This window comes from Enterobacter sp. UCD-UG_FMILLET, from assembly GCF_000762975.1.
Classification (GTDB): Bacteria; Pseudomonadota; Gammaproteobacteria; order Enterobacterales; family Enterobacteriaceae; genus Enterobacter; species Enterobacter dykesii.
Genome location: NZ_JRJC01000001.1, coordinates 13,582 through 28,067 on the forward strand (window position 1 = coordinate 13,582; position 14,486 = coordinate 28,067).

Sequence of the window (14,486 nt, forward strand, 5' to 3'; positions counted from 1 at the left end):
ATCTCACACAGATCTCCTGGAGAAAATTCATACTTTCGGCTGGCGTCGCTACACTGAATGTAACGATATATTTCATGGGAAGCCTGTGACTTCGAAAGGGGGTTGTTGATGAAAGCTGCGCACCTGGTCTGCCTGCTGGTTTGTCTGCTCTTCGCCGCGTTTGTCCATGCTCAGGAAAAGGATGACCCTGCGAAAGAGGCGCAAATAAAGCAGCAGGTCCTTAAAGATATTAAGAAAACCTGCACGCCACAGAAAAAGCAGAGCGATAAAGCCTGGCAGGCGATGATTTTATCGTCCGAGGCCAATCAGCTGCTGATCAAAAATGCCATTACCGCCGTGAAGCGCGACAACCTGGATGCCTACTGGGGGGCGATTGGTCAGGTGGATTGTATGGAGGATTATTAAGCGTGAAGCCGGGCTTCACGCTTTTTTCAGCGCTTCCGCATATCCGGAATGATGAGATCCCCGCGCAGAACATAGGACCCGAGCATCTGCGTTTTCTCCGTCAGCCAGCTCACAATGCGCGCCGCCATCGCGTCCATGGAATATTCAATCGCCGGGATCACCGGAATACCCGGCAGGTGCAGCGATCCGGCAAGGCTGAAGACCATGATGTCGTCCGGCACCGATTTGTTAAACGCCTGCAGCTGCGGGATCACCCGCTGGGCTTCCTGCTCGTCCGCCACCAGCAGCGCGTTGAAGTTCAGGGTGCTGGCGTTATTAAGCAGCTCCTGCAGCGCAACGGACGAGGAGGTCGCGTCCATAAAGACAAGGTTGCGATTGAAGGGCAGGAAATTTTTCTCCAGCGCATGCTTGTAGCCGAGAAGCACCTGGTCGGCAAAACCGCTGCCGTGAGGGTGGATCAGCGCAATCTGCCGACGCCCCTGGCTGGTAAGGTAGTTACAGGCGGTTTCGGCGGCAAAGGCGTGATCGAACTGAATGCTGTTGGCGTTATCAGACTCCATGCAGTCCACCAGAATAACGTTATCCATCTCCACGTCCAGCGGGAAACGGGCGCCAATCACCAGGATGTCATCGCAAAGCCCGCAGGAGAGTTCTTCAAGGGCGTGCATCACTTCCGCTTTGCTGTGCGCGAAGCGCAGCAGGAGGTGTTTTTGATGCTGGCTGAGCTGTTTTTCCAGCGCGTAGAGATAACCGGTGGTCTGGTTAATATTTTCCTGCGCGCAAATGACCCCGATACACCCCGTCGACTGGCTCAGCAGCGACTGGGCAATCACGTTAGGCCGGTAGTTCAGCTCATCCACCGCTTTTAGTACGGCCTGACGGCTGGCTTCCTTTACGCCACGCGACCCACTCAACACTCGCGATACCGTGGCTTTAGACACCCCGGCAAGACGTGATACATCATTGATTGTCGACATCTCTTTCCCCTGGCAGGCTTACCTCGCGCCTGCAAATTCCATCACCGCTTCGGCTCACATTATAGCCAGAACGGAGTATATCCGTTTCCGTTTTTCATGGAAACCGATTTTCCGTTTCCACTCCAAATGATGTCAAAACAGCCAAATTATGTGACGCACATCGGGTTAATTAGCCTCATAAGTAAGGGATCTTGATGGTTGTCACACTTCTGTCTTTTATGAATGGAAACCGGTTTCCGTATAATGTCCAATCATCCTCGCAATAACTTTTTACATTTAGAGGATGGTTGTCGATGTTCAAGATTATGCTGTGCTGCTCTGCCGGGATGTCCACCAGCCTGTTGGTCAGCAAAATGGTCGATGTCGCGAAAGAACGTGGTTTGCCGGTGAAGATTGATGCGTACGGCGTTTCCGAATTTGATACGCAGTTTCCGCAATACCAGGTGGTACTTCTCGGACCGCAAGTGAAATACATGTTACAGACACTCTCAGACAAGGCGGCGACGCATGGCATTCCGGTGCAGCCCATCGATATGATGGACTACGGCATGCAGCGTGGCGATAAAGTACTGGACTATGCTCTGTCGCTCATCGAAGCGGCACACTAAAAGGTGTTCACATGAGTTCGTTATATCAATCCATGGTCGCGGTGATTGAGCAGTCGATTACTCCGCTGGCCGCGAAGCTGGGTCAGCAAAAGTACGTGATTGCCATCCGCGACGGCTTTACCGCCGCGCTGCCGTTTATGATCATCGGCTCGTTTATGCTGGTGTTCATCTTCCCGCCGTTCTCGGCGGATACCACCAACAGCTTCGCCCGCGGCTGGCTGGATTTCTCCCAGACCTACCGCGAACAGCTGATGCTGCCGTTTAACCTCAGCATGGGGGTGATGACCTTCTTCATTTCGGTGGGGATTGGGGCAAGCCTGGGGCGTCAGTTCAACCTCGACCCGGTGATGTCCGGCCTGCTGGCCTTTATGGCCTTCCTGCTGGTCGCCGCGCCGTATGCCGACGGCAAGATATCGACGCAGTACCTCTCCGGACAGGGCATCTTCACCGCGCTGATCACCGCGATTTACGCCACCCGCGTTTACGCGTGGCTGAAGCAGAACAACGTCACTATTCGCCTGCCGAAGGAAGTCCCGACCGGCGTGGCGCGTTCGTTTGAAATCCTGATCCCGGTGATGGTGGTGATCGGCACGCTGCACCCGCTGAACCTGTTCATTGAAGCGCAAACAGGGATGATTATCCCGCAGGCGATCATGCACCTGCTGGAGCCGCTGGTGTCTGCCTCTGACTCCCTGCCAGCCATTCTGCTCTCCGTGCTGCTGTGCCAGATCTTCTGGTTCGCCGGTATTCACGGCTCGCTGATCGTCACCGGCATCATGAACCCGTTCTGGATGGCGAACCTCTCGGCAAACCAGGCGGCGCTGGCGGCCGGCGCGGCGCTGCCGCACGTTTACCTCCAGGGCTTCTGGGATCACTACCTGCTGATTGGCGGCGTAGGCTCCACGCTGCCGCTGGCGTTCCTGCTGCTGCGCAGCCGCGTAACCCACCTGCGTACCATCGGCAAAATGGGCGTTGTGCCGAGCTTCTTTAACATCAACGAACCGATTCTGTTCGGCGCGCCGATCATCATGAACCCGATGCTGTTTATCCCGTTCGTGTTCGTTCCGCTGGTTAACGCCTGCCTGGCGTACGCGGCAACTAAACTCGGCTGGCTGGCGCAGGTCGTCTCGTTAACCCCGTGGACCACCCCTGCACCGATTGGCGCCTCGTGGGCGGCGAACTGGGCGCTGAGCCCGGTGGTGATGTGCCTGGTCTGTATGGTGATGTCCGCGCTGATGTACCTGCCATTCCTGCGCGCCTATGAGCGTACGCTCATCAAAAACGAAGAGCAGAAGGCCCAGGCAACCGTCGGTGCCGCCGAGACCGCCAGCAATTAAGTCAAAGAGGAAGAGTCATGAAATACGCATTTCCCGATAACTTCTGGTGGGGCAGCGCAAGCTCTGCTCTCCAGACCGAAGGGGCAAGAGAGGGGGAAACCACGTGGGATTACTGGTTTGCCCGCGAGCCGAACCGTTTTCACAACGGCGTGGGGCCGCAGCAGACCTCCACGTTTTATCAGCACTGGAAAACGGACATTCAGCTGTTAAAGCAGCTGAATCACAACAGCTTTCGCACCTCGATTAGCTGGGCGCGCCTGATCCCCGACGGTATCGGTGAAGTGAACCCGGACGCGGTCGATTTTTACAATCAGGTCATTGATGAGCTGAATGAACAGGGCATCACGCCGTTTATGACCCTGTTCCATTTCGACATGCCGATGGCGATGCAGGAAATCGGCGGCTGGGAAAACCGCGACGTGGTGGAGGCTTACGCCCGCTATGCTCAGATTTGCTTCGAGCTGTTTGGTGACCGCGTGCTGCACTGGTTTACCTTCAACGAGCCGATCGTGCCGGTGGAAGGCGGTTATCTGTACGACTTCCACTACCCGAACGTGGTGGATTTTCGTCGGGCAGCCACCGTGGCGTATCACACCGTGCTGGCCCATGCGAAGGCGGTGCAGGCCTACCGCGCCGGGCATTACGCGGGGGAAATTGGCATCGTGTTGAACCTGACGCCGTCCTATCCGCGCTCGCAGAACCCGGCGGACGTGAAGGCGGCACACGTTGCAGATCTGATGTTTAACCGCAGCTTCCTTGACCCGGTTCTGCGCGGCGAATACCCGGCGGATCTGGTGGCGTTACTGAAATCTTACGATCAGCTTCCCGCCTGCAAGCCGGAAGACGGTTTTCTGATTGCGGAAGGGAAAATCGACCTGCTCGGCATTAACTACTATCAGCCGCGTCGCGTGAAGTGCCGAGACAGCGCGGTGAACCCGCAGGCGCCGTTTATGCCGGAGTGGTTCTTTGATAGCTACGAGATGCCGGGCCGCAAGATGAACCCGTACCGCGGATGGGAAATCTACGAGCCGGGTATTTACGATATTCTGGTTAACCTGCGCGACAATTACGGCAACCCTCGCTGCTTTATTTCTGAAAACGGCATGGGCGTCGAAAACGAGCAGCGCTTTATTGAAAATGGGCAGATAAACGATCGGTACCGCATCGAGTTTATTTCCGAACATTTAGCCTGGCTGCATAAGGGTATTAGCGAAGGGTGCAATTGTCTCGGTTACCATATGTGGACGTTTATTGATAACTGGTCGTGGTGCAACGCCTATAAAAATCGCTACGGATTTATCCAGCTCGATTTAGAGACGCAGAAACGCACCATTAAGAAAAGCGGAGAGTGGTTTGCCGCCACCGCATTAAATAATAGTTTTGAAAAAGAGTAATGATGATGATCGCACTAGAAGAAGCCGTAATGGAAATTATCGTCAATGCCGGGCAGTCCCGCAGCCTGTGCTTTGAAGCCCTGCACGCGGCACGCCAGGGCAACATTGACGAAGCCAAAAGCCTGCTGCGCGAAGCCGATGGCTACGCGCGCCAGGCGCACAAGATGCAGACCAAACTGATCGAGCAGGATGCGGGCGAAGGCCGCCAGCCGATGACGTTAATTATGGTGCACGCGCAGGATCACTTAATGAATTCCTTATTAGCGCGTGAACTGTCCGAAGAAATTATTCATTTATACCAGAGATAATCTATGGCGAAATAATTATTGTAATACCTCTGTACCCTAAATAGAGATCCACTTGTTCTGATGATAGCGACATACTCTGTCAGATCGGAGCGGGATGGTTATTGTCTGAATAAAATTAAACTATATTGAGATAACCATGAATACGATTAAAAAACTTCCATTAACCATGGCGGTTATCGCCGCGCTTTGCCCAATTTCCGTGCTCGCACAGGAATTCACCCAGGAGCAAATCGACGCCATTGTGGCGAAAGCGGTGGATAAAGCCCTGGCCGAGCGTCAGGCTAAAATGGATGCGGCGGTCGCGAAAAAAGCGGACGTGGTGACCGAGCCGCAAAGCGCGGCACAATCCCCGGATATGGCGATCCCGTTCGGGGTTAAATTCACCGGCTATGCCCGCTACGGCGCGCACTTCCAGGCTGCCGATCAGAAATACGTGGCGGTGGACGGTTCCTACAACGGCGCGTCCGCCATTGGTCGTCTGGGCAACGAAGGCAACGGCGGGGAATTCCAGCTCTCCAAGGCCTTCAAGGGTGAAAACGGTGCCATCTGGGATATCAACGTGATGATCGACCACTGGGGCGACGAAGTTAACCTGAAAAAAGCCTACGCGGGGGTGACCAACATTATGGCCTCCAACCCGAACGCCTATTTCTGGGCCGGGCGTGACTTCCACCAGCGTCCGCAGCAGGGCATCAACGATTACTTCTGGATGAACCACGACGGCCAGGGCGCCGGGGTGAAGAACTTCGACATCGGCGGCGTGCAGTTTGACGTCGCCGCCGTGGCGGCGGTGGAATCCTGTAGCCCGGAAGTGATGGAAGATGAAGCCAACCCGTCGCGCATCACCTGTACCGGCGGTTCCGGCACGGGCGACAAAGGCAACTACGCCGCGACCTCAAAAATCCACGGCATGAAGCTCGGCCCGATCGACATGGAGCTGTACGCCAACTACGGCTTTGACTCCAAAGCGGTGGAGAGCGATGAACGTCTGAACGCCTGGCAGGGCGGCGTGGTGCTGAGCCACACCAACGACAGCGGCGTGAATAAGGTGATTGCCCGCTACTCCGATAACGCGGACAACAGCGTGTTCAACAAAACCGAGGACCTGACCACGGTCTACGCCAGCTTCGAAGGGCTGTACAAATTCACCCAGGCGACGCAGGTGGAGTACATCCTCGCCTTCCACGATTACGACAATAGCCGCGATAAGACCGACAACCGTAAGAACTACAACGCCATCGTGCGTCCGATGCACTGGTGGAACGACGTTCACTCCACCTGGCTGGAAGCAGGCTGGCAGCATGTGGATTACGATAACGGCGGCGACAACAAGGGCTGGAAGCTGACCCTGTCGCAGAACATGTCTATCGCCATGGGGCCGGAGTTCCGCCCGATGCTGCGCTTCTACGTGACCGGCGGCAAAGTGGATAACGCACGCACCGCGCGCGTGAACAACACCAAAGACGAAACCCTCGACGACTTCAACGTCGGCGCGATGTGGGAGGCGTGGTTCTAAGCAAGGTAGAAGCAAAACGGCAACTCTCGTTGCCGTTTTTAGTGTTTGCTCCCTCTCCCGTGGGAGAGGGCTGGGGTGAGGGCATCAGAGCGCACGCTATCATGCTATGCTGTTGACCGAATAAACGACAACATAGCAGGGGAGAAAATGGGTTCCACACGTAAAGGGATGCTGAACGTTCTGATCGCCGCCGTTTTATGGGGCAGTTCCGGCGTTTGCGCGCAGTACATCATGGAGAAAAGCCACATTTCTTCGCCTTACCTGACCATGGTTCGCCTGCTGTTTACCGGCGTGATCCTCCTGACGCTTTCTTTCGTTCACGGCGACAAGATATTCTCGGTCATCAAGCAGCGCAAAGACGCACTCAGCCTGCTGTTTTTCTCGCTGGTCGGCGCGCTTACCGTGCAGCTCACTTTCCTGCTGACGATTGAAAAATCCAACGCGGCGACCGCTACCGTGCTGCAGTTCCTATCGCCAACCATTATCGTGGCGTGGTTTGCCCTGGCGCGGAAAAAGCGCCCCGGCGTGTTTGTTTTGTCCGCGATTGTGACATCCCTTGTCGGGACGTTCCTGCTGGTCACCCACGGCGACCCAACCTCGCTCTCCATCTCGCCTGCCGCGCTGTTCTTCGGTATCGCCTCGGCGTTTGCCGCGGCGTTTTACACCACCTATCCGTCGACGCTGATCGCCCGCTATGGCACATTGCCGATTGTCGGCTGGAGTATGTTGATTGCCGGATTGATGTTGACGCCGTTCTACGCCGGGCGCGGGACGACCTTCGTGATTGACGGCAGCCTGCTGCTGGCGTTTTTCTATCTGGTGGTGATCGGCACCGCGCTGACGTTCAGCCTGTATCTAAAAGGCGCGCAGATGATTGGCGGGCCGAAGGCGAGCATTCTGAGCTGCGCCGAGCCGCTGAGCAGCGCGTTGCTGTCGGTGATTTTACTGGGCGTGGCGTTCACCCTGCCGGACTGGCTGGGCACGCTGCTGATTGTATCGTCGGTGGTGCTGATTTCGATGGATTCACGTAGAAGGGTTAAGGCATCGGCGTAGCCTGATGCCCTCACCCCAACCCTCTCCCACGGGAGAGGGAGAAAAGCACTACTTCGCCTTAACCTTCCCCGCCACCAGCAGCGCGGTCAGCAGCATCAGCGTACCGGAAAGTACCAGCGGCGATGTCAGCCCCAGATGGTCGAGCGCCACGCCGCCAATGGCCGCACCGCAGGTATTCGCCAGCTGGATCACCGCCACCTGAATCGACCCGGCTTTTTCCGCCTGATCGGCCAGCGTTCGGGTGATCCACGTCGACCAGCCCACCGGCACCAGCGCAAAGGCAAAGCCCCAGATAATCGCAATGGCAGACGCGACCCACTTATCGCTGCCCCACAGCACCAGCACCGCCGCGCTCGCCGCCAGCACCAGCGGCGCACCCGCCAGCGCCACCTTCAGGGAGCGCTTCAGGAACTGGGACGACAGTGACGTGCCGACAAAGCTGGCGATACCGAAGCTCAGCAGCACCAGCGTCAGGCCGTCTACGTCAAAGCCCGCCATGTTCATAAACACCGGGCGGATATAGGTAAAGAAGGCAAACTGCCCGGCAAAGGCCATAAAGATCGCGGTCATCCCCGCCAGCACGCCGGGGCGCTTCAGCAGCGCGAACATGTTCTGCTTATGGTGCGCCGCTTCGCCCGGCAGGGACGGCAGCGCCTTCCACACCCAGATAATACACAGCACGCCCATCACCGCCGCGGCGTTAAAGACGTTACGCCAGCCGATAATCCCGCCCAGGAAGCTGCCCAGCGGCGCGGCAATCACCAGCGCGATAGAGACCGCACCGAAGATAACGGAAAGCGCTTTTGGTACCGTCCGCGCGGGCACCAGGCGCATGGTCAGCGAGGCGGACATCGCCCAGAAGCCGCCTAATCCCAGCCCCAGGCAGGCGCGCCCCAGCAGCAGCAGGGTAAAGCTTTCCGCAAAGGAGACCAGCAGGCAGGAGAGCGTCAGCAGCACGCTGAACAGAATGACCACCTTGCGGCGGTCGATAGTGCCAATCACCTGGGTGATAAACAGGCTGGCGAACATCGCCACGAAGGCGGTGACGGTAACGGACTGCCCCGCAACGCCTTCGGAAATACCCAGATCCTGCGCCATCGGCGTCAGCAGGCTCACCGGCAGAAACTCAACGGTAATCAGGCAGGCGACGCAGAACGCCACGGAGAATACCGCCGACCAGTTGGGGCGTGAAACCTCGTTGGTCTGCGGTCTGGTCGTGGGCTGGATATGTTCTGTCATGGCGTCACCTGAAGATAAAAACGTGCGGAAAAGTCGCGCAGTTTATCATCAAAAGTGTGATGGATTTAACGTTTAGACAACTTTTGTCGTTTTTACAGGGGATCAGTGTAGGTAAAACACGCCCTCTTCCGGCAGGAAGAGCTGGTTATAGCGTAGCTGGAAGGCGTTTAGCTCCTGCGGATCGGGCTCCATCTCGCGCATGAAGCCAAGCGCCAGACGAATTTGCGCATCGGTAATGGGTGCGGCAAGGCGGGCTTTACGCAGCATGCGGTGCCAGGCGTGCAGGTTCTCCTCGCTGCCGTCGACGATGCAGACCTGCCAGATCAGCAGCACCTGGGCGGCGTTTTGCAGATGCGCCTCGTCGGGGCGCTCAAGGTAGCGGATAAACTCATTGCCGGAGGATTTTCCAAACTGGTCGATCATCGACTCGACCGGCATCGGGGTGATGCCCAGACGCTCGCTTAAACGTTTGATGGCGCGGCGGGAGTCCGAGGTCAGGACGCGAAATCCCACCACAAACACCACGGCAAGCGTTGCCAGCATTATCCAGACCATGCGTTCTCCTTAGAATAGCCGCTCATCATAGCGGGAAACGCACGGCGTCGACAGCGACAGGCATAAAAAAGCCCGGCATCACACACCGGGCAAAGAAGTTACCTGCACACTCAAGCTGTTTTTAATTTCTGCGCACGATTCTCACGGCGAATTTTACGTTCTTCCAGCACCGCGACCATCGCCATCAGGACGATACAGCCGATGGCCGCCGCATCCAGCGCCGCGAAGGTGCCCGCCCAGCCGGTGAGGCCGAAAATCGGCGTGCCGTCAGCGATCATCCCCAGACCCAGCTTGGCGAAGCTGTCGCCGATCAGGTAGGCGAAGGTGCCTTTAATCCCATCGGCGGCGCCGATCGCTTTTTTCGGTACGAAGCCGACTGCCGCCACGCCGATCAGCAGCTGTGGACCAAACACCAGGAAGCCGAGCGCGAACAGGGACGCCAGGTAAACGTACTGGTTGCTGGCGTGCTGGTAGACGCCGAGGGTGGCGATAATCAGCGCCAGCGCGACGCAGGCCACCAGCGCGCGACGGCCATTAGCGAGATCGGAGAGCCAGCCCCACAGCAGGGTGCCGACCAGCGCGCCCACTTCGAACAGGGTGAAGCCCTGAATCGCCACTTCTTTAGAGAGCTTCAGCTCCTGGAAGGCATACACGGTCGACCACTGGTCGATGCCGATACGCACCACGTAGAGGAAGATATTTGAGAAGCACAGCAGCCAGATCACCTTGTTTTTCAGCACGTACTCAACAAAGATCTGCCATTTGGACATCTCGTTTTCTTCGGTCTCTTTGTCCTCTTCGCTGATCTCCTCCCCGAACAGCTCTTCGGCTTTGCCGAGGCCATAAGATTCCGGGGAGTCGCTGCCGTAGCGCAGGCCGATAAAGCCGACAATCAGGGCGATAATCGACGGGAAGATAAACATGCCGATCACGTGGCCGTCGAACAGATAGTTCGCACCAAACAGCGCCACGCCTGCCGCCCCCGCCCCGCCGAGGTTGTGGGAGATGTTCCACATGCCGAGGTAGGAACCACGCTTGCGGCGCGGGGTCCATTTGGTGATGGTGGAGTAGCTGCACGACCCGCCGGTACTCTGGAAGAAACCGCTCAGGGCGTAGAAAGCGATCATCATGAACAGGCTGACGGAGCCCGCGCCCATGCTGGCGCTGAAGCCGAGCATACAGATGGCGGAGAGGATCAGCATAAACGGCAGGAACTGCTTGGTGTTTTTGCCGTCCGCGTAGTAGGAAACGACGGTTTTCCCCACGCCGTAGGTGATGGAGAAGCCCAGACCAATCATCCCCAGCTGCGTCATGCTCAGCCCGTAGGTTGAGATCATATCGTTCTGCGCGATGTTAAAGTTTTTGCGGATCAGGTACATGGTCAGGTAGCCGATGAAGACCACCAGATAGGACTGCATGAACGGTTTGAACCACATCTTGCGCCGCACGTCGAGCGGCAGATCCAGGGTCGGCTTGCGCACCTGGTTGAGGAAGGCCAGCATGGTTTGCTCCTGAGCTGATTTTTACCTGCGAATGGCAGGCATTGTAAAAATCAGCCAGGAGAGATGCCTGAGACAGCGTCCAGGTAAAACCGGGAAAATTTCTTAGTTTTACGCCACTCGGGCCAGAAAGGTGAGGCACATCACGCTTCGCTCACCTCGCGCGGGGCCTGCGCGTGCAGGAAGGGCAGCAGCAGCAGCGCGGAGATCCCCGCCGCGATGGCGATCACCGCGAAGAAACCGCTCCAGTGCCAGACGTCAATCACCCGCGCCAGCGGCCAGCCGGAGAGCGATGCGCCGAGGTAGGCAAACAGTCCGACAAAGCCCGTCGCCGCGCCTGCCGCCTCTTTGTGAGAACACTCCGCCGCCGCCATGCCGATCAGCATCTGCGGGCCAAACACGAAGAAGCCAGTGGTGAAGAAGCACGCCGCCTGCATCACATAGCTGGCGAACGGCATCAGCCACAGCGAGCCGACGGAGAGCAAAATCCCGGCGGCGAAAATCAGGTTCATCGGGCCACGGTTGCCGTTGAACAGCTTGTCCGAGCCCCAGCCCGCCACCAGCGCGCCGATAAACCCGCCCAGTTCGAACATCGTCACCGCCGAGTTGGCGGTCACCAGATCCACGCCGAGCGTCTCGGACATGTACAGATTGCCCCAGTCGTTGATCGCCGCACGCACCACGTAAACCAGCACGTAGCAGAGCGACAGCAGCCAGATGTAGGGGTTTTTCAGCACGTATTTTGTGAGGATCTCCCTGCGGGTCAGCCCCGCGCCTTCCTGCTGCTGGGCAATCTCCATTTCGTCGTGCCGCCAGTCGCCCACCGCAGGCAGACCGACGGTTTGCGGCCGGTCGCGCAGGCGCCAGCAGAGAAACAGCCCGGCGACAATCGCGAGGCCTCCGGCAATCATCATCCCCGCGCGCCAGCCGTAGTGCAGCGCCGCCGCACCTACCACCATCGGGATCAGCGCCCCGCCGACGTTATGCGCGGTGTTCCAGATTGCCCACCAGCCGCCACGCTCGTTGCGCGAATACCAGGCGGTGAGCAGGCGGGCGCAGACCGGCGCGCCCCAGCCCTGGAAAAAGGCGTTCAGCGCCCACAGCAGGGCGAAGGCCCAAAGCGAGGTGGAGAAACCAAACAGGATGTTCACCACCCCGGTGGCGATCAGCCCGACGCCCATAAAATAGCGCGCGTTGGAGCGGTCGCTGACGATGCCGGAGAAGAACTTCGACAGGCCGTAGGTGATGTAAAACAGCGTCGCCAGCAGGCCGATATCGGTGCGCGTCATCACGCCGCTGGCGAGGATCTCCGGCGCGGCGGCGTTGAAGCTTTTGCGGGTAAAGTAGAACAGCGCGTAGCCGAGCCAGATGGTCATCAGGATATGGCGACGCCAGTAGCGGTAGCGGGCGTCGATTTCCGCTTTATCGCCAATCGGCGCGGCGCTGGCAGGGGTTTTAAACATGGTAACTCCGTAGCGGCAGGCTGACGCTGACGCGCGTCCCGTGGGTGCAGGAGATATTCAGCGTACCGCCGAGCGCCTTCACGCGCTCGCGCATGCCCGCCAGGCCAAAGCCCTGCTGGCCGGAGCCCGGCGGCAGACCGCAGCCGTCGTCTTCAATCACCAGCATCAGGCGCTCGTCCTGCTGCCAGCCCTGGATGGTAACCGCGCTGGCGCTGGCGTGCTTGACGATGTTGTTCAGCCCTTCCTGACAGACGCGGAACAGCGTCACGCGCTGACCTTCGCTGAGCGTAGATTCGTTAATGCACCAGTCGAGATGGCTGACGATGCCGCGGCTTTCCAGCTCCATCTCGCGCATCAGGGAACGCACCGCCTGCTCCAGCGACAGGTCGTCGAGCTGGCGCGGACGCAGCCGTCCTAACAGGCGTCGAACGGAGTCATAGACGCCCAGCGAAAGCTGTTCGATATGTGCCCCGCCCTGCTTCACGCCCGCGTTTTCAGCCGCCAGGCGCTGGACTATGCCCGCCTGGGTGCGGATAGCGGTGATGGTCTGGCCGATATCGTCGTGCAGCTCGCGGGCGACCTCCTGCCGCACGCTCTCTTCGGTTTCCAGCAGACGCTCCGCCAGACGGCGGTTGCGCGCCAGCTCGGTCTGCAGGGACTGGTTCAGCTCGCGCAGGCGCTGAATGCCCGCGCCGAGCAGCAGCCCGGTCAGGCTTTGAGCCAGCAGGGAAAGCAGCAAATCCACAGGGTGATCGTGCCAGGTCTGGCTGGCGATCAGCGCGATGGCGTTCATCAGCGTGGCGATCAGCGCCCCCTGCCATCCGTAGTGCCAGGCCAGGGCGATAATCGGCAGCGCCAGACAGAACGGCGTGAAGCGTGATAGTTCAGCGGGCAGGCCAAGCTGGAGCCATAGGCTTACCACAAACAGCAGCAGATACCAGATGAGATGCCGAGCGCGCCAGTTCACCGGCTGGGAAACCAGCCCCGGGCCGAGCGGCTGCCAGACGGTGCTGGTGAGGTAGTGCCAGATAACGAGGCAGGTCGGCGCGAGCGTCAGGCCGCCGGTGAGGGTCAGCAGCAGGGCATTGAGCATCTCCTTGTCGCCAATCCACGGCAGGGACTGCAGCAGCGCGGCGGCCATCAGCGCCGCCCCCTGACGCAGCAGCGTGCGCCAGTCGCGCTGGTGGCGGTAGCGGGAGATGAGCGCAACCGGGAGAAGCGTGAGCAGGCTTCCGGTCATCAATAAGGGCAGGTGCGCGAGGGCCACCTCCTGCGCCAGCCAGACCAGCATCAGCCACTCTGCGCCGAGCAAAACCGGCCAGTAGGCGCGCGGACACTGGAGCATTAACCCCAGACGCAGCCCGAAGGGGAACAGCAGCACCGCCAGCTCCGGGCGCTCCACCAGATGCAGACTAATGCTCCACAGGCAGAACCAGGCGGCGGAGAAGATAAAAAAGCTGGCGACGACGGCGATCAGCCGTGAAAAAGCGGAACTCATTGCCAGCTGTCAAACATGCGGCGCGCCAGCTCGACGTCGTTGCTGACGTTGAGTTTTTCCATCAGGTTGGCGCGGTGAACGTGCACGGTTTTCGGGGACAGATCCAGCTCGGCGGCAATCTCTTTTACCGACATTCCCTGCGCGAGCTTCTCAGCCACCTGACGCTCGCGCCGGGTGAGCGGATCCTGCCGTCCGGCCGCCAGCTTGATGGCGATATCCGGCGTTAAATAGCAGCCGCCGGTGGAGACGGTGCGCACCGCGGCGATCAGTTCGTCGGGGCTACAGCGCTTGGAGAGAAAGCCGCGCGCCCCCGCGTTGAGCGCCTGCTCGACCAGCGCCGGGCTGTCGTGGACCGAGAGCATGATCGTCGCCATCCCTTTCGGCAGCTGGCTTAACAGCTCCAGTCCGGAAAGATCCGGCATCGAGATGTCGCAGATACAGACCTGCACCCCGCGCCCCGGCAGGCCCGCCAGCGCCTCGCGACCGGAGCCAAACTCGGCCACAACCTGAAAATCCGCTTCGAGATTCAGAAGCTGGGCAAATCCGGAGCGGACGATAAGGTGGTCGTCGATAAGGGCGATGGTGGTCATAGCGCGTTCCTGGCGGGCGGATAAAAAAACGCGCCTACCTTAAC

General features: G+C 58.9%; 14 protein-coding genes. 7 read left to right on the forward strand and 7 right to left on the reverse strand.

Features of this window, described 5'->3' with window-relative positions; genetic code table 11:
* Positions 1-108: 108 nt before the first annotated feature.
* Positions 109-405, forward strand: a complete 297-nt coding sequence (locus tag LA04_RS00035) for a YicS family protein (protein WP_047649986.1) — start codon at positions 109-111, stop codon at positions 403-405.
* Between the two features lie 26 nt (positions 406-431).
* Here the strand turns inward: LA04_RS00035 and LA04_RS00040 are convergent, their stop codons facing one another.
* Positions 432-1,382, reverse strand: a complete 951-nt coding sequence (locus LA04_RS00040; protein ID WP_047649987.1) for a LacI family DNA-binding transcriptional regulator — start codon at positions 1,380-1,382, stop codon at positions 432-434.
* A gap of 293 nt (positions 1,383-1,675) precedes the next feature.
* On the opposite strand from LA04_RS00040, the gene LA04_RS00045 reads away from it, so the two are divergent.
* The 6 genes from LA04_RS00045 to LA04_RS00070 all read left to right on the forward strand — a co-directional run bounded on the left by LA04_RS00045 (position 1,676) and on the right by LA04_RS00070 (position 7,598).
* Entirely contained in the window at positions 1,676-1,990 is a 315-nt protein-coding gene (locus LA04_RS00045; protein WP_032644367.1) for a PTS sugar transporter subunit IIB, read from the forward strand.
* 11 nt (positions 1,991-2,001) lie between these two features.
* Entirely contained in the window at positions 2,002-3,327 is a 1,326-nt protein-coding gene (locus LA04_RS00050; protein ID WP_023309840.1) for a PTS sugar transporter subunit IIC, read from the forward strand.
* A 17-nt stretch (positions 3,328-3,344) separates the two neighbouring features.
* Positions 3,345-4,721 (forward strand): glycoside hydrolase family 1 protein, encoded by a 1,377-nt coding sequence (locus LA04_RS00055; protein WP_047649989.1) that lies wholly within the window; start codon positions 3,345-3,347, stop codon positions 4,719-4,721.
* Positions 4,722-4,726: 5 nt separating this feature from the next.
* Positions 4,727-5,029 (forward strand): PTS lactose/cellobiose transporter subunit IIA, encoded by a 303-nt coding sequence (locus LA04_RS00060; RefSeq protein WP_029741865.1) that lies wholly within the window; start codon positions 4,727-4,729, stop codon positions 5,027-5,029.
* A gap of 136 nt (positions 5,030-5,165) precedes the next feature.
* On the forward strand, positions 5,166-6,545 hold the full coding sequence (locus tag LA04_RS00065) for a carbohydrate porin (protein WP_047649991.1): 1,380 nt from the start codon (positions 5,166-5,168) through the stop codon (positions 6,543-6,545).
* A 147-nt stretch (positions 6,546-6,692) separates the two neighbouring features.
* Positions 6,693-7,598 carry a DMT family transporter gene (locus tag LA04_RS00070; RefSeq protein ID WP_047649992.1) on the forward strand — a complete coding sequence of 302 codons (906 nt, stop codon included), beginning with the start codon at positions 6,693-6,695 and terminating at the stop codon, positions 7,596-7,598.
* Positions 7,599-7,646: 48 nt separating this feature from the next.
* On the opposite strand, the gene nepI is transcribed toward LA04_RS00070, so the two are convergent.
* From nepI to uhpA, 6 genes are all read right to left on the reverse strand, one after another.
* Positions 7,647-8,837 carry a purine ribonucleoside efflux pump NepI gene (gene nepI / locus LA04_RS00075; protein ID WP_047649993.1) on the reverse strand — a complete coding sequence of 397 codons (1,191 nt, stop codon included), beginning with the start codon at positions 8,835-8,837 and terminating at the stop codon, positions 7,647-7,649.
* Positions 8,838-8,939: 102 nt separating this feature from the next.
* Entirely contained in the window at positions 8,940-9,392 is a 453-nt protein-coding gene (locus tag LA04_RS00080; protein WP_047649994.1) for a DUF1198 domain-containing protein, read from the reverse strand.
* 110 nt (positions 9,393-9,502) lie between these two features.
* Positions 9,503-10,894, reverse strand: a complete 1,392-nt coding sequence (gene uhpT / locus LA04_RS00085; protein ID WP_023333957.1) for a hexose-6-phosphate:phosphate antiporter — start codon at positions 10,892-10,894, stop codon at positions 9,503-9,505.
* Between the two features lie 140 nt (positions 10,895-11,034).
* On the reverse strand, positions 11,035-12,354 hold the full coding sequence (locus LA04_RS00090) for an MFS transporter (protein ID WP_047649996.1): 1,320 nt from the start codon (positions 12,352-12,354) through the stop codon (positions 11,035-11,037).
* Entirely contained in the window at positions 12,347-13,852 is a 1,506-nt protein-coding gene (gene uhpB, locus LA04_RS00095) for a signal transduction histidine-protein kinase/phosphatase UhpB (RefSeq protein ID WP_047649997.1), read from the reverse strand. Before uhpB ends, LA04_RS00090 begins: the two co-directional genes overlap by 8 nt.
* A complete protein-coding gene (gene uhpA, locus LA04_RS00100; protein WP_047649998.1) occupies positions 13,849-14,442 on the reverse strand; it encodes a transcriptional regulator UhpA in 594 nt (197 codons plus the stop codon). The genes uhpB and uhpA overlap by 4 nt, the downstream gene beginning before the upstream one ends.
* Between the last annotated feature and the right edge of the window lie 44 nt (positions 14,443-14,486).